We start from the raw sequence: 19,322 nt of genomic DNA on the forward strand, positions 1-19,322 counted from the left end.
GCAGTGCTTTTTATAGTATTTTTGGAGATACTCATTTAAGGAAGAAATAATAAATATGTTGAAGGTTTTTTTATCTATATGTATAACACTGATGTTGCTGACTTCTTGCCAAAAGCCATCGTCAGAGATCTCTTTGGCGGGCAAGTGGCAGTTTGCTATGGACAGTACCGATATCGGGATAACGGAGAAATGGTTTGAACGTTCGTTTGCTGATAAAATACAGCTGCCCGGAACGACCGATGAAGCGGGATATGGCATTCCGAATACACTTCTTCCTTCAGTGGAGAAACCGCAGATTCTTCACCTGACCCGTAAAAATAGTTATGTCGGTCCGGCCTGGTATTCGCGGGAAATATCCATTCCATCGAATTGGGAGGGGAAGTCAATAGAACTAAAACTCGAACGTGTTATCTGGCAAACTTCTGTTTGGGTAGATGATAACCCTGTGCAGGGAAGTTGTGAAAGCCTGATAAGTCCGCATCGATTCGATCTGACTGGTTATCTGACACCCGGTAAGCACAAACTGACGATTCGTGTGGACAACAGGAAACAACATGATATTACTGTAAACGATATGGCGCATGCCTATACCAATGAAACACAGATTATGTGGAACGGTATAATCGGTGATATCTCTCTGATAGCAAAAGAAGCCCTTTCCATCGAAGATTTGCAGGTTTATCCGGACGTATCAGGCAAACAAATCCGTATAAAGGGAAAAGTTTCCAATACGGGTGAAGCTACAGAAGGTTCGCTCTCGGTAAAGGTAGAAAATCAAAAAAGTGGATTGGTCGTATCTGTCCTTAAACAAAAAGTGGATTTTCAATCAGGTGAAAACCTTGTAAATCTAACCTGTTCAATGGGGGACTCGATAGAAATGTGGAATGAGTTTAACCCTGTTTTATATAAAGTGGATTTAGAGGTGAATGCAGGTTCGGTTAAAACGGAAAGGAGTACAAAGTTTGGCATGCGCGAATTCAGCCGGAATCAATCGGATTTGCTATTGAACGGAAATAAGGTCTTTCTGCGAGGTACACTCGAATGTTGTATCTTCCCGCTGACCGGACGTCCTCCGATGGAACCGGAAGGATGGAAGAAAGTGTTCCTTACGGCTCGCGAATGGGGATTGAACCATCTGCGTTTCCATTCCTGGTGTCCACCCGAAGCCGCTTTCCAGGTGGCAGATTCATTGGGATTCTATTTACAGGTAGAGCTTCCGCTATGGTCGGTAAAAGTGGGAGAAGATTCTCATACAAACGACTTCCTGTATGCTGAAGCTGACCGTATACTTGCAGAGTATGGCAATCATCCCTCTTTCTGTTTCTTCAGCCTGGGGAATGAACTGCAACCGGATTTTGAATTCTTGTCGCGGTTGTTGAAGCATACCAAAGAACAGGACTCGAGACATTTATATACAACCACTTCTTTTACATTTGAAAGAGGACATGGTGACTGGCCTGAACCGGATGACGATTTCTTTATCACGCAATGGACTAAGAAAGGCTGGGTGAGAGGCCAGGGTGTATTTGATTCCCAATCTCCTTCGTTTGACAAGGACTATATCGCTTCTGTCGAAGGAATGGATGTTCCGCTTGTTACTCATGAGATCGGGCAATATTCTGTTTTCCCTAACCTGAAAGAGATAGATAAATATACCGGAGTCCTGGATCCTTTAAACTTTAAAGGCGTAAAGCAGGAACTGGAGAAAAAAGGCTTATTGGATAAGGCTGACGATTACCTGAAAGCATCCGGTTATCTGGCGTCTATCTTATATAAGGAAGAGATTGAACGTGCGATGAAAACGGCAGGTTGCAGCGGTTTCCAGTTATTGGACCTGCATGACTTCCCGGGGCAGGGAACTGCTTTAGTCGGATTGCTGGATGCCTTTTGGGATAGCAAAGGTGTAACTGATGCAGAAACATTCCGCCAGGCCTGCTCGCCGGTAACACCTCTGGTTCGTTTCCCGAAAGCAGTTTATACGAGTGGGGAATCTTTTACAGCGTCTGTCGAAGTTGCTAATTTCACAGATAAAGAACTGAAAGATCAGTCTGTTTCCTGGATACTGAAAGATGAAAAGGGAAAAGAAATTGGAAAAGGCATGATGTCCTGCCCTTCGCTGTCAATTGGATTGAATAGATTGTCGGAGGTGATTACCTGTCCGTTGGCGCAGCAGGAAGCGGCTCGGTTACTCTTGTCCGTTGCTTTGGATAATACTCCATATAAGAATGAATGGAGTATTTGGGTTTATCCGTCCGAATTGAATCCGGTGAAGGATGATGTCGTTGTTACCCGTGATTTACGGGAAACTCAGAAGGCGCTTGCCGATGGAAAGAAGGTTTTATATAATCCGGACTATAAAAAGATAGAAGGGTTGGAAGGTAAATTTGTCCCTGTATTTTGGAGTCCGGTTCATTTTCCGAAGCAGGCAGGTTCGATGGGAATCCTTTGTGAGGCGTCTCATCCGGCATTCGCCCATTTCCCGACAGGCAATTATACCGATTGGCAATGGTGGTCGCTGCTGAAGCAATCAAAAACGATTGTTATGGATAACCTGCCGTCCGTGACCCCTTTGGTGGAAGTTGTCGATAACTTTGCTAATAACCGCCGTTTGTCAAACCTGTTTGAAGTAAAAGTAGGTGAAGGAAAATTGCTTTTCTGCTCAATGGATATATTGTCGGACTGGGAACAGCGTCCGGAAGCCCGGCAGTTGTATTTTAGTTTGCTTGAATATATGAAAAGTGATTCGTTTGATCCGTCAAGTGCGATGGAATCGGATGTTTTGGCTCAATTGTTTAAATCCGGTCTCTCTTCGGGAGCAAGTAATCCGGAAGATATTTATTGATTAATGTAAAGATGTAACTTATGAAGAAGCTGTTTATCGTATTATTTGCTTTAATGACAGGGATGACTTGGGCACAGCAATCTCCTGTTACTGCCGGCAGCGACGGAAAGTCGTGGACATTGGCAACACGTTCTTTTATCTATCAGATCCGTGTTTCGGATCAGGGAAAGGTGAATATGTTCTATTTTGGCGATAAAAGTCAGAATCCGGACATGCTGCGGAATCCGCTGGGGGAAGAAGTGACTGTCCGTGGCGGTTATTCTGCTACGACACCGATGTTGGAAGCCGTTTTTAAAGACCGGGTAAGGGATATCGAACTCACTTACGAAGGGTCGGAAATGCTGACGCAGGATGGGTATGCCACATTGGTTATCCGTCAGAAGGATAACTATTATCCGTTGGCTATTACCGAATATATCCGTGTTCTGCCGGAATACGATTTGCTTGAGAAATGGATAGAAATAAAGAATACCGGAAAGAAAGGGAATATTGAAATAGAAAATGCCCAGTCCGGAACGTTCTTCCTTCCGAAGAACGCTTATGAGCTGACGCATCTGTCCGGCAGATGGGGCTATGAGTATCAAATGAATGTAACCAAACTGACACAGGGCTTGAAGACGATTCAGACAAAAGACCTGCGTTCGTACGGTTCCTCTTTCTTTGCAATCAGACCCGAAGGCGAACAGGAAGAGACTTATGGCGAAGTATGGTTCGGCTCTTTACAATATAGTGGTAACTGGCGGATGGACTTTGAGAAGTATGCTCCCGGAGAAGTTCAGGTTACCGGAGGAATAAATTTCTGGGACCAGTTGTTGGTTCTACAGCCGGGAAAGAGTTTTACCACTCCTAAGATGATGATCGGATATACCAGCCGGGGGATGGAAGGCGTTTCACAGAACCTGGCTTCGTTTACCCGTGAAAAAGTCCTGTATCCTTCTCATCGCGATCAGGTTCGTCCGGTTTTATATAACAGCTGGTATGCCACCACTTTTGATGTGAATGAAGAACATCAGTTGGCTTTGGCAAAGATCGCAAAAGATTTGGGCGTTGAAGTCTTTGTTATTGACGACGGTTGGTTTAAAGGCCGTATCAACGATAAAGGTGGTCTGGGTGACTGGACGGTCGATAAGAATAAATTCCCTAACGGCTTGCAACCGATGATCGAGAAAATCAATGCTCTGGGACTGGATTTCGGTATCTGGATAGAGCCGGAAATGGTAAATCCGAACAGTGACCTGTACCGCCAGCATCCCGACTGGGTGTTCCATTATCCGAACCGTACCCGGCATGAAACCCGTAATCAGTTGATGCTGAACCTGGCACGTGAAGATGTCTATCAGTATTTATATAGCTGCTTCTCTACGTTGTTACGTGAAAACAATATAAAGTTTATCAAATGGGATATGAATCGGGGTGTGACAGAACCTGGATTCCTGTCAGCTCCGACCGATGAACAGCGGGCCGTTCGTATTAAATACATCGAGAATCTGTACCGTTTGTTTGAAACATTGCGTGCGGAATTTCCCGAAGTATGGTTCGAAAACTGTGCCGGAGGTGGCGGTAGGGTTGACCTGGGTATGATGGCCCGTACCGATTTCTGCTGGGCAAGCGATAATACCGACCCGGTGGAACGCACGTTCATCCAGTATTCTTTCCTGAATGCCTTCCCGTCTAATTCTATGATTAGCTGGGTGACGCAGGAGGACTGGCATAACCAGAGGCATCCGCTTGAATTTAAGTTCGATGTATCCCTGTGCGGTGTCCTGGGTGTTGGTTATGATATTACGAAATGGTCTGACAAGGAAAAAGAGGTTGCCCGTGAGAAGATTGCTCTTTATAAAGAAATTCGTGAAACGGTTCACAAAGGTGATCATTACCGTTTGGTGTCGCCTTACGAGAATAACCGGAGCGTGCTTCAGTTCGTCAATAAACCGAAATCCGAATCAGTTGTGTTTGTGTATAATCTGGCAGAATATCCGGATAATGCCATACCGGAAACCAAACGTCCTAAAAAGGTAAAACTGCGTGGTCTGGAACCTGATGCCTCTTACCGGATTGAAGGTATGGATGGCCTTTATGCCGGTCGTCAGTTGATGAATATCGGAGTGGAATTTCCCTTGTACGGAGCATTCAAAAGCCGTATATTTAAGATTGTAAAACAATAATACATGGTTTGTCAGTTGAATTTATTGTCTGCATCAGTATTCAGCGGAGAGGGTTCAACCTCTTCCGCTGAACTGGTTACATTAAAGAACCGTAACGGCCTTGTCGCCCAATTCACCAATTATGGTGCCCGCTGGGTGAGTATGTGGACACCCGACCGTGATGGCTGTATGGGGGATATTCTCCTTGGTTTCGATACGCTCGACGGTTATTTGATGGCAGGCGAGCAATATCATGGTGCGATAGTAGGCCGTGTCTGCGGACGAATTAATAATGCCCGTTTTACATTAGAAGGACAAGAGTATTTACTGGCTTCCAATGATGCTTATGGAAAACCTGTCCGCAATCATTTGCACGGTGGAATGGCCGCTTTTCACAATCGTTTCTGGAAATCCCGCCTGTTTGTCACTTCTTCCGGAGAGGAAGCCGTCGAATTTACAACCTGTTCCCCAAACGGGGAAGAAGGCTATCCGGGAAACCTCGAAGTAAAGGTGACTTACCTGCTGAAAGATAATAATACCCTGCGGATGGAGTGCGAAGCAACAACCGACCGCCTAACACCTGTCAATCTCACGAATCATGCTTTCTTTAACCTGCAATCATCCTTTGGTATTACAGATAAAAAGAATGTTTTATCTCACAATCTTACCCTGAATGCTTCCGCTATCATTGAATGTGATAATGGATTAATCCCTACGGGCCGGTTATTACCTGTAAACGGTACCTTGCTGGATTTTCGTTTGCCCCACACTATTGCTTCGTCTTTGACAGAAGAACATTCACAAATACAAAAAGGCAAAGGTTTTTCCCTGGCGTATGCCTGGATAAAAAAGAAGCGAGCGAACTAAGTTTTGCCGCTTGTTTGTCGGATGAAATCAGCGGAAGAAAGATGGATATTTATACAAATCAACAATCTGTGCAGGTATATAACGGTTATTTTATGGACGGAACGGATATTGGAAAGGGGGATACTCCTTATTATGCCAGTGCCGGCATCGCCATCGAAACCCAGGGATATCCGGATGCTCCGAACCAACCGTCTTTTCCCTCCATTTTAATAGATAAAACAGAAAAGTATAGGCATGTCGCTGAATACCAGTTTGGAGTTGATTGAGTTTGAAAGAAGGAACAAAAAATATTGAGGGTACGCCGCCTGGATTTTTATCAGCCAGGGACGTACCCTCTTTTATTTGTAATCAGATTTACTTTAAGCCTAATTTTGTTTTGATAGCTTTTGGGATAGCGTCTTTATGAACCATTACATAAATGGTTTTAGCGCGGACGAAGCTTTCCGACATATTCAGGTAGCCACCGAACTTATTACGATCTGTGCCCCATGAATTTTTGGTGATGTAATACTTGGTGCCGTTCTGGTCCTTGGCGATACCGGTCAGATGCATCAGATGGTCATCGGTAGTCACGAATGCTTCGAAACCTTCCTGACGGACTTCGGGGGTTACTTTTACTTCCGGATACGGCTGTTCGAATTTGTATACTTCTTCCAGGCGCTCTTTCTCGTCCATCTTTTCGAAACGGGCGCGGTCGGTATTCGAAAGGTCTTCCACCTTCTTTACTTCCGGATTGATGGCTACACCGTTCTTGAAGGAAAAGCCTTTTTCGCTGACATCACCGTCCCAGCATACGGTGAAACCGTTGTTCAGGGCATAATCGACTGTCTCGATCATTTCGTCGAGCGGCAGGTTATACATGAGCTGATGTTCCCAGTTGTCCGGTACTTCGACGTCGAATTTTACATAATACGGATGATGGGTGAAGCTCGTCAGTTCGATGTAATCGTCCATATTCAGACCCAGAGATTCGGCAAATGTCTTGGGAGTATATTCTTTCCCTTTGTAAGTGAATGTTGCCGGAAGCTGTCCCAGGTAGGTATCGAACAGGTTTTGTATCAGCTTGTCGTATTCAGGGCTGCGTTTCTTATTTTTTACCGCAACATCAGCGATAGCTTTCATATATTGAGCCATTTCGCTGTGATTGTGGCGTTCGGAATTGTAGTTGATCCCTTTGTAAACCTCTTCAGGAACGATTCCTACCTGACGGTATGCATTTTTAAAAGTATGTGCCAGACTGCCTTGTCCGATATTTCCTTCGCCACGTCGCAGGTAATTGTCCTGTAACTGGTTCATATATTTCTGGCGTACGATGAACATTTCGGAGAGGTCGTATTCTCCCTTTCCCATGCGTAACAACTCCGATTCCATAAATGAGGTGGTGGCGAAACACCAGCAAGTACCGGTGGCTGCCTGATTTTTTACCGGGGTAGCCGGAACTGTCACGACTTCGGTAAACTGATAACCTTGTGCGAATGTGCTGAGTGCGGAAAGCAGCAAGGCGCAGGATATGAATAATGCTTTCATAAAATATGATTTAATAGTTTGTAATCGTTATTTAGAAACCTCGTGCAAACATCTTCCAGAACTCGTCAGCCATTTCGCGCCAGCGTTGCATGGTAGCCCCGGCAAAGTCGGAAGTATAGCCGGTCAGATAGGCATTTGCAGCTTCATCGCCTTTCGTTTGTTGAATTTGTTTGTATTGAGCCTCAACAAAAGGTAATTCTGTTTGTCCTTTTTCTTCGAAATGGGCGATAGCCGTTTGCATTTTCTCTTTTGTCAGTCCCCAGCGTACGGTTGCCAGTTTATTGGCTTCGCGGAACGACCAGATGGCGGCATCAGTACGATGGCGATGCTGTCCGCAGATACCGAAACTGGGAGGAAGTGCGGTGGAGCCGGAGAAAACAGGAATACGCGGGCTCTGTCCCGGATTGTCGAATGACAACCAGGCAACCCCTCCGACTGCATCAGGCAGCCAGTTTCGTAACTGGATAACATGGGAGTAAGAACATTGGGGAACGGCTACCAAACGGTTGCGGTCGACCGTCCCAGGCTTTATTTCATTCAACATATTGATCATATCGGTTGTCATCCAGGGATTGGCGGCCGGGCTGGTGATAGAATCTTTATCCGAACTGTCTTTCTTTTTGGATGGGACTTTCAGATTTTTGGTTGTATCCCAGTCTGTCCCTTCATAGGTTGCACGCAAAAGAGCCATTACATCGGTTACGGCTACCTGCTTATCCGGTTTTACGCTCAATGGCAGTTCTTCCGAATCATACGATAGCTTCAGGGAAGGAGCAAGGCTGTTCAGGATAAAGAACTCACGCAGGCTAAACGATTTCAGTTCGCCGAAATAGTTCCCTCCGCTGTAAGCCTTCCAGAAACGGAACGGTTCTTTCCCATCCCAGAATCCCATCTTTTTGGCAACATCGAAGACATTGGCGGAAGCCATATAATTGTCTTTATCCTTTAAATCCAAAGTAGATATGCGGGAGATATTAGCCGATACGCTGACATGGTCGTCCGGAATGCGGACAGCTGCCCAAACTCCGCCGATTTTGTCCGGCCCTTCGCCGAAAACTTCAAATATCCAGACTTCATCCGGGTCGGCAATTGTCAGGCATTCGCCGGAATCGCCATAACCGTGTTCTTTGACCAGTTCACCGATCAGGCGAATGGCATCGCGGGCAGTCGTGCAACGTTGAAGAGCAATCTTTTCCAACTCTTCGATCATGAACATACCTTTCTTGTTAACCAGTTCTTTCCGTCCGGAAATAGTCGTTTCTCCGATGCCCAGTTGTTTTTCGTTGAGGCAAGGGTAGGAGGTATTCAGGAACTGATAGGTGGAACGGGCCTGCGGGATGGTTCCTTTTAATTCGACGTTGGTCTGGTCGTCCGGATATTCCGTATGCATCAGCCGTTCCGGATGGCGACGGTCGTGTCGCGGTCATAGGTGGCGGCTGGGACAATATCCATCCAGGTACGGTAATTTCCGTCGCAAGTGTGGCTGGTCATTACCGAGCCGTCGGCAGAGGCTTTCTTGCCGACCATAATACTAGTGCAACTTTCCGGTGTGTTGACCGGCTGGGCGTATTCTATCTCCTGCGCTGATGTAATAAGACAGTGGCAGATAAGTGTAAGAGTAAAGATAAACAATCTGTTCATGTGTTTGTCATTTGATTTAATGGCTAAAGATACAAACTGTATCGGAATAATTGCATATATTTGCCCAAATCTAAGGTGTGTACGATAACATAACAATTATAATCCCATGAGAAAACTATTATCTATTGTAGTATTGCTGGCTTTTCTTGCTTTGCCGGCATTTGCACAACTTGCTTTGTTCCCCACACCGGCGAAAGTTTCGGGAGGCAAAGGATCGTTTACAATCGGCACGGCTTCCCCGATCAGCGGGAATGGCGGATATGCCGATGAATTGGCTAAAAAACTACAGTCTGAACTGAAAGGACTGGGTTTATCAGGAACACCTTCCAAAGGCACGGTTCGACTGGTATTGGATGAAAAACTGAAAATGCCGGATGAGGCTTATTCATTAACAGTCAGTCAGGAATCCGTTTTACTGGAAGCATCTTCGGAATCCGGCCTGTTCTATGCGAAAGAGGCCCTGAAACAACTGGCCCGTTTTGGAAAAGGAACAGTGAGAGCTTGTAAGATCACTGACCAGCCCCGTTATGGCTGGAGAGGTTTTATGCTGGATGAAAGCCGTCATTTCTTCGGTAAGGAGAAGGTGAAACAATATCTGGATATTATGGCTTCCCTCCGTATGAATATTTTCCACTGGCATTTGACCGACGAACCGGGCTGGCGTATCGAGATCAAGAAATATCCGAAGCTGACCTCTGTCGGTGCTATCGGTAACTGGCATGATCCGGAAGCACCGGCTAAATTTTATACCCAGGAAGAGATAAAGGAAATCGTAGCTTATGCTGCAGAACGTCATATTATGGTAGTGCCGGAATTCGATATGCCCGGACATGCTACCGCTGTCAGCCGTTCTTATCCGGAACTGTCCGGTGGCGGCGAAGGCAAATGGGACGGTTTTACTTTCCATCCTTGCAAGGAGACGACTTATCAGTTTATCAGCGATGTTCTCGATGAAATCGTTTCTTTATTCCCTTCCCCTTATATTCATATCGGTGGGGATGAGGTTCATTACGGTAACCAGAGCTGGTTTACCGATCCCGAAATCCAGCAGTTCATCAAAGATAAAGGATTGCAGAATGAAACCGGACTGGAACACTATTTCGTGAAACGCGCAGCCGATATCGTTGCCTCTAAAGGTAAAACCATGATCGGTTGGGACGAAATCATCGATGCCGGCGTTTCTCCCGATAAAGCAATTGTAATGTGGTGGCGTCATGACCGCAAACATCAGTTGGTAAAAGCTCTCGAGAATGGTTACAATGTGATAATGACACCGCGCCGTCCGTTTTATGCAGACTTTGTCCAGTATGGCGAACATAAGGTGGGCCGTCTGTGGAACGGCTATAATGCGATTGAAGATGTGTACCGTTTCCCGGAACCTATTATTCACCTGACGAAAGATTATGAAGACCAGGTGATGGGCTTACAGTTCTCATTGTGGACAGAACGTGTGGCAGATGAGAAACGTCTGGATTTTATGACCTTCCCCCGCCTTGTCGCTGTTGCCGAAGATGGCTGGACACCTGCCAAGGCAAAAGAATGCAGTCTCTTTATGAAGAAGCTGCCTGTTTTCCTGCAATATTTGGATTCATTAGGCATCTATTACTTCAACCCGTTTGATCCGGCTTCGACTCCTGAGCCGAATGCTCCGGAAAAAGAAGATGTGTTGCAGAATGGTTGATCTAAAATAGAAAGAGGGGGCGTAATCGTTATAGATTTCGCTCCCTCTTTTTGCTATCTATAATATAGATTAGTATCTTTTCTTACGGGCATTGCGGTCTGACGTTTCACGTCTCCACGGCTTTTCGCCGTTACGTCTGTCGGTTGTGCTGCCGCTGAATCCGCCTTCGCGTTTGCCTTTATAGCCACCGCCACCTTTATAACCGCCTCTGGAACCACTGCCACCGCGTGAGTTTCCTCCACGGCTGAATCCTCCGCCCCGGCTGCTTCTGCCTTCGCCTTTGCCCTGTGCAGGCTCAACGGAGATACGGCGTCCTTCGATCTCGAAACCGTTCATGCTGTCCATTACGCGCTGTGCTTCGCCTTCCTCTACTTCAAAGAATGAGAAGTTGTCGCGCAGGTCGATCTTACCGATACGAACCTTACCCGGAACACATTTGTTGACCAGTTCGATCAGTTGGTTCGGGAATAATCCGTCAGCTTTACCGAAGTTCAGGAAGAAGCGTGAGAAACCTTCTTCTGCATTGTGCGAACGGCGTTCGCCACGTTCTCCGTAATCGCCACGTTCACTGCGGGCCGAGCGCTCGTCTACGTCTTGTATCTCGTCAGCATCTTTATAATAGTCGATCATACGGTTGAATTCCAGCGAAACAACACGTTTGATGATGTCTTCCTTATCCAGCCATTCCAGTTTACGATAGATCTGCGGCATCAGTGTTGCGATCTCTTCTTCGTCTACCTTCACTTTTTCGATCTGGTCAACGAGGTTGAAAAGCTGCTTTTCACAGATGTCGTGTCCGGTCGGCATTTCACCTTTCTCGAATTTCTTCTTGATGATATTCTCGATCAGGCGTATCTTGCCTTTTTCCTTTACGTGGCAGATGGAAATAGAAATACCAGTCTTGCCGGCACGACCTGTACGGCCACGGCGGTGAGTATAAGATTCTACTTCATCAGGTAAACCGTAGTTAATTACGTGAGTCAGGTCATCCACGTCCAGTCCGCGAGCTGCCACATCGGTAGCTACCAGTAACTGAATGTTTTTAACACGGAACTTCTGCATCACATAGTCGCGCTGTGCCTGGCTCAGTTCGCCATGCAGCGAATCGGCATTGTAACCGTCCTGTATCAGTTTGTCGGCAATTTCCTGTGTTTCCTTACGGGTACGGCAAAAAACGATACCGTAGATGTTCGGATAGAAGTCTGCGATACGTTTCAGTGCAAGATATTTATCTCTTGCCTGTACCATATAATAGATATCCTTGATGTTCTTGTTACCTTCGTTTTTGTTCCCGATAACGATTTCTTTCGGGTTCTTCATGTACTTCTTCATGATGCTGGCAATACCCTGCGGCATTGTAGCGGAGAAAAGTAACATGTTACGTGCGGGGGGAACCTCAGCCAGAATCGCATTGATGCTGTCGGTGAATCCCATGTTCAGCATTTCGTCCGCTTCGTCCATAATAACGTTCCGGATCGTACCCAGATCGACTGTCTTACGGTTCATCAGGTCGAGCAGGCGTCCCGGTGTCGCTACAACTACATGTACGCCACGTTTCAATGTCTTGATCTGACTTTCAATGCTGGAACCTCCGTATACCGGCAGCACCTTCAGGTTGTCGATATATTTGGAGTAATCATTCAGGTCGTCGGCAATTTGCAGACAAAGTTCCCTGGTGGGACAAAGTATGAGTGCTTGAGGCTGATATCTTGTCACATCGATCTTCTGCAGGATGGGCAGACCGAAAGCGGCTGTTTTTCCTGTTCCTGTTTGTGCCAATGCAATTACGTCGTTGTCTTCTCCCAGCAAGAAAGGAATCACTTCTTCCTGTACCGGCATGGGCGATTCGTAACCCATTTCCTGGATTGCCTTCAATATGGGGGCGGCAACTCCTAATTCTTCAAATGTTTTCAAAATGTGATATATGTGTATATAATAAATTCAGAGGGTACAAAGGTAGATAAATAATTCGGATTCACATTAATATAGTAAAATATCTTTTAATGCATCCCGCTTCTTATCTGTCAGATGTAATCCTTTTGACAGATATTTGTCTACCGAGCCGTAATCTTTCCGGATCCGTTTCAGGACCAGGTCGATCAACCCTTCGTTGACAGTGACCAAAGTGGTGATCGTTTCCTGTGCATTTGTGCTCAGATCACGTGCCATATAGGCCAGATGTCCGATATTGATGTTCTCGTTGGAAGCCATATAATCTTTTATGATCGTTTCTTCCGGTATTCCGAGAGCAAACAGCAGCATGGCGGTCAGGTAACCCGTACGGTCTTTTCCCATTGAGCAGTTAATCAGGATCGGATAATTATCCTTGTCCAGAAAAACATCGAGCGCCTTGGCATATTGTTCGCTGTAATCAGTAACGTACTGCAAATAAGTGTCCTGCATGAACAGGATTCCGTCTCCTTTACGCATCCGGTCTTCCTGTATGCGGGCAACTACGTGATCCATATTCTTTATGGGAATAGGGATGTGTACGATGTTTGCATTGGAATAACGTAGCGGACTGGCTGCTACTTCATCATTCCCGCGCAGGTCTATAACTGTTTTGATATGCAGATTGTTCAGACGGATCGAATCCCATTCGCTCAGGGAGCTGAGTTGTCCGGACCGGAATACCTGTCCCCAGCGGGTCGTTTTATGGTTGTGGGCAGTCCCGTAGCCACCGATTTCCCGTAGATTCTGGAGGCTGTCCATCGATACGGAGCGGGCACCGATCGTCTTGAAATATTTATCGTTGAAAGACAACAGGAAATATTTGCGCGACATATTATCGTTGGTGATATAAGTCGTGACACCGTCTTTTATGTTGGCATATCCTGAGGGAAGAGATCTGTTGAACGATTCGGGATCGTCGGAAACATACATCTTGAGTATACCTTCCATTTGCGGTTCGGTTTCCCATTTCAGAATATAATTCCCTATATCATCGCGCAGGCAGAGCGTCCGTATTTCCGGACTGTTAGAGGAACAACCCGTTATCAACGTAACACAAGCAAACAGAGAAAAAATCTTTACTAACATCGTCTTTCTAGCATACATACATTACAAAGATAATAATTCCTGCCCTTTGTCGTACCGGAGTTAATGATATTTAAGACTACTGGCGGTATGAGGTTGCAAATTCTTTAGAAATGTAATTATCATAGCTTTGGCATACTTCAGACGCAAGGTCCATGCCGCAACGGATAATCTTTTCCCAGGTTTCTTTGCTCATAGTCGGAAGATCATGATATCCGATATTATATTTCAATAATCCGTAAATGATGCCGGCATTGAAATTATCTCCGGCACCGATGGTACTGACCGGATTGATCATGTCCGTATCGAAATGTTCGGACAATTTGCCTGTGTACAGATTCACCCCGTTTGCTCCGTGTGTGGAGATGAACCGTTCACAGTAAAATTTGATATGGTCGGTATAGACCCGTTCTACCTCTGTCTTTCCGAAAATATTGAAGAAGTCTTCGTCCGAACCACGTACGATATCTGCATATTCCAGATTTTCGAGGATGGTGGGAGTGAGGTATATCGCTTCATGTGCATGCGCTTTCCGGAAGTTCGGATCATAATAAATGATCGCTTTCCGTTCTTTCGCATATTCCAGAAATTCAACCATCCGTTCTCTCAGAGCCGGATTCAGGGAATAATAGGAACCGAAAATAAAGATATCGTCCTCATTGATGACCGGTAGCGGTACTTCCAGCCGTTGTTTGGGATAATCCTTATAAAAAGTGTAATTGGCATTGTTTTCATTGTCGAGGAAAGCCAGCGATATCGGACTCTTCCCGTCCGGGAAACGGTCTACAAATTCTGTCGAGATATGATTCTCTTCCATGAATCTACGGATGATCTCACCTACATGGTCGTTGCCGACTTCGCTGATGAAAGAAACCGGGACTCCCAGACGCCCCAACGACACCAATCCGTTGAAGACTGATCCGCCTGGCACGGCTGTGTGTGGCTGGTCGTTCTTAAAGATAATGTCGAGAATCGTCTCTCCGATGCCAATAACTTTTCTCATATAATGGGCTTGTTTATAGTCTATTCGTTCTTGCTCTGTTCGCGGCTTTTCGATCCGAGGTAACCGCCGTGATGCCGTTTGGCATAATCTTTATTATTGAAATTGATCCTTTTCATCGTACCTACCACCAAAATATCCCCGATAACGGTCATCACCGTCGTTGAAGTGGTCGGAGTGAGTCCCAGCGGACACACTTCTTTCGGAGCTCCCGTAAGCAGGCATACGTCGGCATCTTTTGCCAGCGAACTTTCCGAATTGCTGGTGATAACGATAAATTTCATGTCGGGCACCAGGCCGCGTGTCAGTTCTACCAGTTCCAGCAATTCGCGTGTCTTTCCGGAATTGGAGATCAGTAACATGATATCATTGTCACGCACGATACCCAGGTCGCCATGTTGTGCTTCGCTGGGATGCAGGAAAAAGGCCGGCGTACCGGTCGAACTGAAGGTGGTAGCAATGTTCATGGCAATCTGGCCGGCTTTTCCCATTCCGCTGGTAATCAGTTTTCCTCCCAGTTCGTGAACATATTTGACAATAAGAGTTACTGCTTCTTCATAGCCGGAGGTTACCGGGATATTCAGTACTGCTTCAGCCTCCTGTTGCAGGATGCAGGCGATTGCTTCGTGTGACATAGATACTTTATTAATTATACAATTATCCTAACAGTGTGCAAAAATACGATTAAAAAAATCAATTCATTCCCCGGGCTTTATAAATTTTTGCCTTAGCATCATTGATGCGCTGGAATTTTTCGTTGGCTGCTTTGTGGATATCTTCTCCTAAGGCGGCCACTTTGTCCGGATGGTGTTTCAGGGCAAGCCGGCGATAGGCGGCACGTACTTCTTCGTTGGTTGCTTCCGGTGTTATTTCAAGAACCTTGTAAGCCTCTTCCAGCGTATTTGTTTCCAGATTAAGCATCGACTCGACCTCTCTGTCCGATAATCCCATGGATAAGGTTACTTCTTTGAGAGCTTCTATCTCTGCCGCGCATACATGTCCGTCGCTTTTTGCGATCTGAGCCAGAAAAGCCAGGAGTTGCAGGCGTTCTTCGTAACTCAGGTTGTATGCGATCTGTGTTCCGCATTCCCGAATGGTATTTTTGAAAGCCATCGGATTTTCACGGTCCATGCGTTTCTGCTGTTCGAAAAGGTTCAGTAAAATCTGTTCCCCCTGGGATACGGCCATTTCTCCGAAATTTCTTCTGAGGAACTGGCGCACAAACTCCATTTCACTGTGCATGATCCGCCCGTCGGCTTTGATGATGTACGATGCCATCACGAGCATGGAGAAAAGGAAGCTGTTCCGCTGGCCCGTGTATCTGTCTTCCGGGGAGGGTTCACTTTCATAACTCCTTCCGCCGTATGCCTGTCCCGCCTGATTGATTCCTTCATCAAACAAAGAGCCGAATACGATTCCGGCCAGAGCGCCCAAAGGCCCTAAAGCCATAAATCCGATAATGCCGCCGATCCATTTTCCTATTCCCATACGATTTTTGTATACTTTTCCGGCAAAGATATGAATTATTTTATTGGGATGATATATGATATGTATAAGGAGGATGAGAAACCGTTTCTTTGTTCCTGAACAAATATAAAATAGATCCCGATGTTTTTGGATTTACTATACGTACTAAACAGAATTACTACGGCAGCTAATCAATGGTTGATAACCATCAACCGATTGGCCGACAATCATCAACCGTTTGGTTCATAATTATCAACCATACGGCTGATAATTATCGGCCGCTGAAATGTAACGCTTGTCTCAAAGAAGAGAATGGAGTAACTGGTTGGTAATGAAGTAATAACTTTGACAAGCGAAGATAAGGATAAAACTGCTGTGTTGCAAGAAAATTTTGCTTTCTTCAAAACCATTGCGGGTTTATTTTAACCGATGAAAGGGAAACCTTGAAATTCCGCGAAAGAAATTGTTTATATCCACATATTAATGTAATATAAATCTTATATTTGCCACATAACGAGAATCGTTGATCTAAATGCTCTGAATATGAAACCGTTTAAGCAAGTTTACCTTATTATTATTGTGATTGGCCTTTTGTCTTGTCATTCAGGGCAACTCGATAAAGTATTACAGCAGGCAGATTCTCTGATGGAGAATGAACCGGATCGTGGATTGGCACTTTTATCGTCTTTTCCTCATCCGGAAACATTGAACCAGGCGGACTTTGCCGCTTATCAGTTGATGTATACGAAGGCGAAGGATAAATGTTATATGGATTTATCCTGTGATACCACCCTTATTTTAAAATCATTGGTATACTACAAGGAACAAGGCAATGCTTCTCAAAAAGGCTGGTTGAATTATTATGCAGGCCGTGTTTATGAAGGGGCCGGAAAGCTATTTGAATCCGGATTGTATTTCCTGAAAGCGGCGGAATATGCAGGAGAGATACCTGACCCTCTTTTGGGGATGATGGCGAATTATTATTTAGGAGAGTTACACGATAAGCAGTATGCTTTTGATAAATCGCTGGAGGCTTATAAAACATCGTATGCTATTTACGGTCAAATTTCCGGAGAGAAGTATACAGGTACATTACTACATTCGATAGGCTCTGAATATGGGATAAACGGCAATCGGGACAGTGCTTATTTTTATTTAGAGAAGGCATTAGATATTGCCCGCGAACAGAAAGATACGATAGAAATGGCTGCTATATATAATGATATAGGGCTTTATTTGAGAGAAGATAGTATGTTTTCTAAAGCAAAATATTATCTGCAACAGTCTTTATCTTTAGAGAGTGATAGCAATTGGATGGTACATCAAAAGACAACTTTAGCTGAAATTTATGCAAATTTGAGAGAATCTGATTCAGCTCTTTTTTTATTAAATGGAGTGAAATATGCTGTTGAAGCATCGAATGATATAGGATTGCAGGCTATTTATTATTCAGCTTTAGCTGAAACAGAAGCTGTAAATAAAAATTATGAAGCAGCATTTCTGAATCAGAAGCGATATGTAACTTGTGTCGATTCTGTTTATCAATTTCAGCGTAAAAGTTCATTGGCTGAAACGGAGCGAGTTTATAATTATATAAGGTATCAGGAAGAGAATGAAAAATTACATCTGATACAATATTATGCAGTTGTGACAATTATTGGAATTGGTTCGTTGGGATTGATCATTTTGTGTATTGTAATTGTCTGGAAAAAATGGAAAAAGAAACAGGATTTGTTGAATGCGGAAGATACGGTAGATACTTTACGGAAGATGGAAAAAGAAAAGCATAGTAGTGGTCATGCGGATAAGCAAGTCATATCATCCCGTTGTTCAGCCGAAGAAAAGGATAAGATGGTAAAAAAAGCATTGCTCATGCAGTTAAATATAACGAAGGTTTTGTCCCAACTCAATGAGAAATCAGACAAAGATCAAACCTTTCTTGAAAAATTTAATACTTTGTTTTATGGAGAGCAACGTACAAATGATGTGAATTGGAAAGATTTTTATGTGTCAATCAATATACTGTATGATGGCTTTGCTGAAAAGGTACAGGCTGCTTATACTGATATTTTGAATGAGCGGGAAATACAGCTTTGTTGTTTGTTGAAAGTTAATATGGATACTACTGAAATAGCCTGTGTAATGAAACAACAAATTAATACGGTCCGTGCCCGAAAGACCAGTATACGAAAAAAACTGCAGGCTCCTGATGCCGCTGATATTGTAGCTTTCATTGAAGGAGAAGTTGAGAAATAAGAGGTGAATTCGTTAATATATCGACCTGCATTTGCCAAATATTAATCATTGGAGGGGGAATATTGATTTTTCTTAAAATAGTTTCTTGTATAGTGCTGATTTTTAGTTGATTGTGGAATTAACATATTGGTTAAATATATGTTAATAGAGGGGTTATATTCATGTGTATTTTATTAATTTTACGGTGTCACTTTAAACGAAAATAGTTATGAAAACAAGAATGATTAGTATCATGCTAACCCTTGCAATGATTTGCAGCACGACTTTTTTCGTGAAAGCAGATGCGGTAAAACTTCAGAATGCAAAGAAAAATTCTGGTGGAGTATGTTCCATCCGTTTGGATCCCCCTCATCTCATGGTTAATTTGAACAATAATGTAATCCATGTTGATTTTCTCTTTTTACTGCGAGAAGTCAATGTGTCTGTAGTCAGTTCAGACGGTCGACAGGTCTATCAACAAGTCGTTTCTTTACAGACGACTTCAGTGGATATTGACTTAAGCGGAGAAGAGGCGGGAGTATACACGGTTTATTTTACTGATGCGACTGGTGTTTGTTTGTATGGTGAATTTGTTATATTATAAATTTTTTATTTATGAAAAATATTTATTATCTTTTCTTTTTGTGTCTATCATTAGTCTCTTGTGCAGAAGATGATAAAGAGTCGTTCAACCTAATCTTGAATCAAACATCTTGGTCAGGAGAGTTAACACTAAGTAATCCAGAGGAGATAGTATATAATATAAACATAGTTTTTGAAACAGAAAATTCAGGAGAATATTATATAGATAAGTTTATTCCGGAGCTTCCATTTTCCTATAAAACAACATTAAAATATAAATTGATTCTGAAATAATACTTA

General features: G+C 44.2%; 14 protein-coding genes and 1 pseudogene. 8 read left to right on the top strand and 7 right to left on the bottom strand.

Annotation, left to right across the window (positions count from 1 at the left end):
* Positions 1-55: 55 nt before the first annotated feature.
* The 4 genes from DXA15_RS11635 to DXA15_RS27610 are packed head-to-tail and all read left to right on the top strand — an operon-like array spanning position 56 to position 6,119.
* Positions 56-2,842 (top strand): glycoside hydrolase family 2 protein, encoded by a 2,787-nt coding sequence (locus DXA15_RS11635; protein WP_128134121.1) that lies wholly within the window; start codon positions 56-58, stop codon positions 2,840-2,842.
* Positions 2,843-2,862: 20 nt separating this feature from the next.
* Positions 2,863-5,007, top strand: a complete 2,145-nt coding sequence (locus DXA15_RS11640) for an alpha-galactosidase (RefSeq protein WP_128134122.1) — start codon at positions 2,863-2,865, stop codon at positions 5,005-5,007.
* Between the two features lie 3 nt (positions 5,008-5,010).
* Entirely contained in the window at positions 5,011-5,853 is an 843-nt protein-coding gene (locus DXA15_RS11645; RefSeq protein ID WP_255419955.1) for an aldose epimerase family protein, read from the top strand.
* Between the two features lie 41 nt (positions 5,854-5,894).
* A complete protein-coding gene (locus DXA15_RS27610; protein WP_255419956.1) occupies positions 5,895-6,119 on the top strand; it encodes a hypothetical protein in 225 nt (74 codons plus the stop codon).
* 88 nt (positions 6,120-6,207) lie between these two features.
* On the opposite strand, the gene DXA15_RS11650 is transcribed toward DXA15_RS27610, so the two are convergent.
* Positions 6,208-7,380 carry an aminopeptidase C gene (locus DXA15_RS11650; RefSeq protein ID WP_128134123.1) on the bottom strand — a complete coding sequence of 391 codons (1,173 nt, stop codon included), beginning with the start codon at positions 7,378-7,380 and terminating at the stop codon, positions 6,208-6,210.
* A gap of 31 nt (positions 7,381-7,411) precedes the next feature.
* Positions 7,412-9,021: pseudogene (locus DXA15_RS11655) on the bottom strand (dipeptidase).
* A gap of 106 nt (positions 9,022-9,127) precedes the next feature.
* Here DXA15_RS11655 and DXA15_RS11660 point away from each other — a divergent pair.
* Complete coding sequence (locus DXA15_RS11660) at positions 9,128-10,702, top strand: beta-N-acetylhexosaminidase (RefSeq protein ID WP_009860602.1); 1,575 nt, start codon at positions 9,128-9,130, stop codon at positions 10,700-10,702.
* Positions 10,703-10,771: 69 nt separating this feature from the next.
* Here DXA15_RS11660 and DXA15_RS11665 read toward each other — a convergent pair whose 3' ends face one another.
* From DXA15_RS11665 to DXA15_RS11685, 5 genes are all read right to left on the bottom strand, one after another.
* A complete protein-coding gene (locus DXA15_RS11665) occupies positions 10,772-12,559 on the bottom strand; it encodes a DEAD/DEAH box helicase (protein ID WP_128134131.1) in 1,788 nt (595 codons plus the stop codon).
* Positions 12,560-12,682: 123 nt separating this feature from the next.
* Complete coding sequence (locus DXA15_RS11670) at positions 12,683-13,741, bottom strand: tyrosine-protein phosphatase (protein ID WP_128134124.1); 1,059 nt, start codon at positions 13,739-13,741, stop codon at positions 12,683-12,685.
* Between the two features lie 76 nt (positions 13,742-13,817).
* A complete protein-coding gene (locus tag DXA15_RS11675) occupies positions 13,818-14,741 on the bottom strand; it encodes a carbohydrate kinase (RefSeq protein WP_128134125.1) in 924 nt (307 codons plus the stop codon).
* Positions 14,742-14,761: 20 nt separating this feature from the next.
* Positions 14,762-15,373 (bottom strand): SIS domain-containing protein, encoded by a 612-nt coding sequence (locus DXA15_RS11680; RefSeq protein ID WP_009860606.1) that lies wholly within the window; start codon positions 15,371-15,373, stop codon positions 14,762-14,764.
* Between the two features lie 58 nt (positions 15,374-15,431).
* Positions 15,432-16,226 (bottom strand): DnaJ domain-containing protein, encoded by a 795-nt coding sequence (locus tag DXA15_RS11685; RefSeq protein WP_128134126.1) that lies wholly within the window; start codon positions 16,224-16,226, stop codon positions 15,432-15,434.
* A 747-nt stretch (positions 16,227-16,973) separates the two neighbouring features.
* On the opposite strand from DXA15_RS11685, the gene DXA15_RS11690 reads away from it, so the two are divergent.
* The 3 genes from DXA15_RS11690 (at position 16,974) to DXA15_RS11700 (ending at position 19,316) form a co-directional block, all read left to right on the top strand.
* Positions 16,974-18,461, top strand: a complete 1,488-nt coding sequence (locus tag DXA15_RS11690) for a hypothetical protein (protein ID WP_233567199.1) — start codon at positions 16,974-16,976, stop codon at positions 18,459-18,461.
* A gap of 208 nt (positions 18,462-18,669) precedes the next feature.
* Positions 18,670-19,044, top strand: a complete 375-nt coding sequence (locus tag DXA15_RS11695; protein ID WP_128134128.1) for a DUF3244 domain-containing protein — start codon at positions 18,670-18,672, stop codon at positions 19,042-19,044.
* Positions 19,045-19,055: 11 nt separating this feature from the next.
* Positions 19,056-19,316, top strand: a complete 261-nt coding sequence (locus DXA15_RS11700) for a hypothetical protein (protein ID WP_128134129.1) — start codon at positions 19,056-19,058, stop codon at positions 19,314-19,316.
* Positions 19,317-19,322 lie beyond the last annotated feature (6 nt).

Origin of the sequence: Parabacteroides sp. AM58-2XD, assembly GCF_003463685.1 — a bacterium.
Lineage (GTDB): Bacteria > Bacteroidota > Bacteroidia > Bacteroidales > Tannerellaceae > Parabacteroides > Parabacteroides segnis.

Excerpts from the sequence above, each read along its gene's own strand:
- DXA15_RS11635 (WP_128134121.1), top strand. The coding sequence starts at position 56 with ATGTTGAAGGTTTTTTTATCTATATGTATAACACTGATGTTGCTGACT.
- DXA15_RS11640 (WP_128134122.1), top strand. The coding sequence starts at position 2,863 with ATGAAGAAGCTGTTTATCGTATTATTTGCTTTAATGACAGGGATGACT.
- DXA15_RS11645 (WP_255419955.1), top strand. The coding sequence starts at position 5,011 with ATGGTTTGTCAGTTGAATTTATTGTCTGCATCAGTATTCAGCGGAGAG.
- DXA15_RS27610 (WP_255419956.1), top strand. The coding sequence starts at position 5,895 with ATGGATATTTATACAAATCAACAATCTGTGCAGGTATATAACGGTTAT.
- DXA15_RS11650 (WP_128134123.1), bottom strand. The coding sequence starts at position 7,380 with ATGAAAGCATTATTCATATCCTGCGCCTTGCTGCTTTCCGCACTCAGC.
- DXA15_RS11660 (WP_009860602.1), top strand. The coding sequence starts at position 9,128 with ATGAGAAAACTATTATCTATTGTAGTATTGCTGGCTTTTCTTGCTTTG.
- DXA15_RS11665 (WP_128134131.1), bottom strand. The coding sequence starts at position 12,559 with ATGGGTTACGAATCGCCCATGCCGGTACAGGAAGAAGTGATTCCTTTC.
- DXA15_RS11670 (WP_128134124.1), bottom strand. The coding sequence starts at position 13,741 with ATGTTAGTAAAGATTTTTTCTCTGTTTGCTTGTGTTACGTTGATAACG.
- DXA15_RS11675 (WP_128134125.1), bottom strand. The coding sequence starts at position 14,741 with ATGAGAAAAGTTATTGGCATCGGAGAGACGATTCTCGACATTATCTTT.
- DXA15_RS11680 (WP_009860606.1), bottom strand. The coding sequence starts at position 15,373 with ATGTCACACGAAGCAATCGCCTGCATCCTGCAACAGGAGGCTGAAGCA.
- DXA15_RS11685 (WP_128134126.1), bottom strand. The coding sequence starts at position 16,226 with ATGGGAATAGGAAAATGGATCGGCGGCATTATCGGATTTATGGCTTTA.
- DXA15_RS11690 (WP_233567199.1), top strand. The coding sequence starts at position 16,974 with ATGGATTTATCCTGTGATACCACCCTTATTTTAAAATCATTGGTATAC.
- DXA15_RS11695 (WP_128134128.1), top strand. The coding sequence starts at position 18,670 with ATGAAAACAAGAATGATTAGTATCATGCTAACCCTTGCAATGATTTGC.
- DXA15_RS11700 (WP_128134129.1), top strand. The coding sequence starts at position 19,056 with ATGAAAAATATTTATTATCTTTTCTTTTTGTGTCTATCATTAGTCTCT.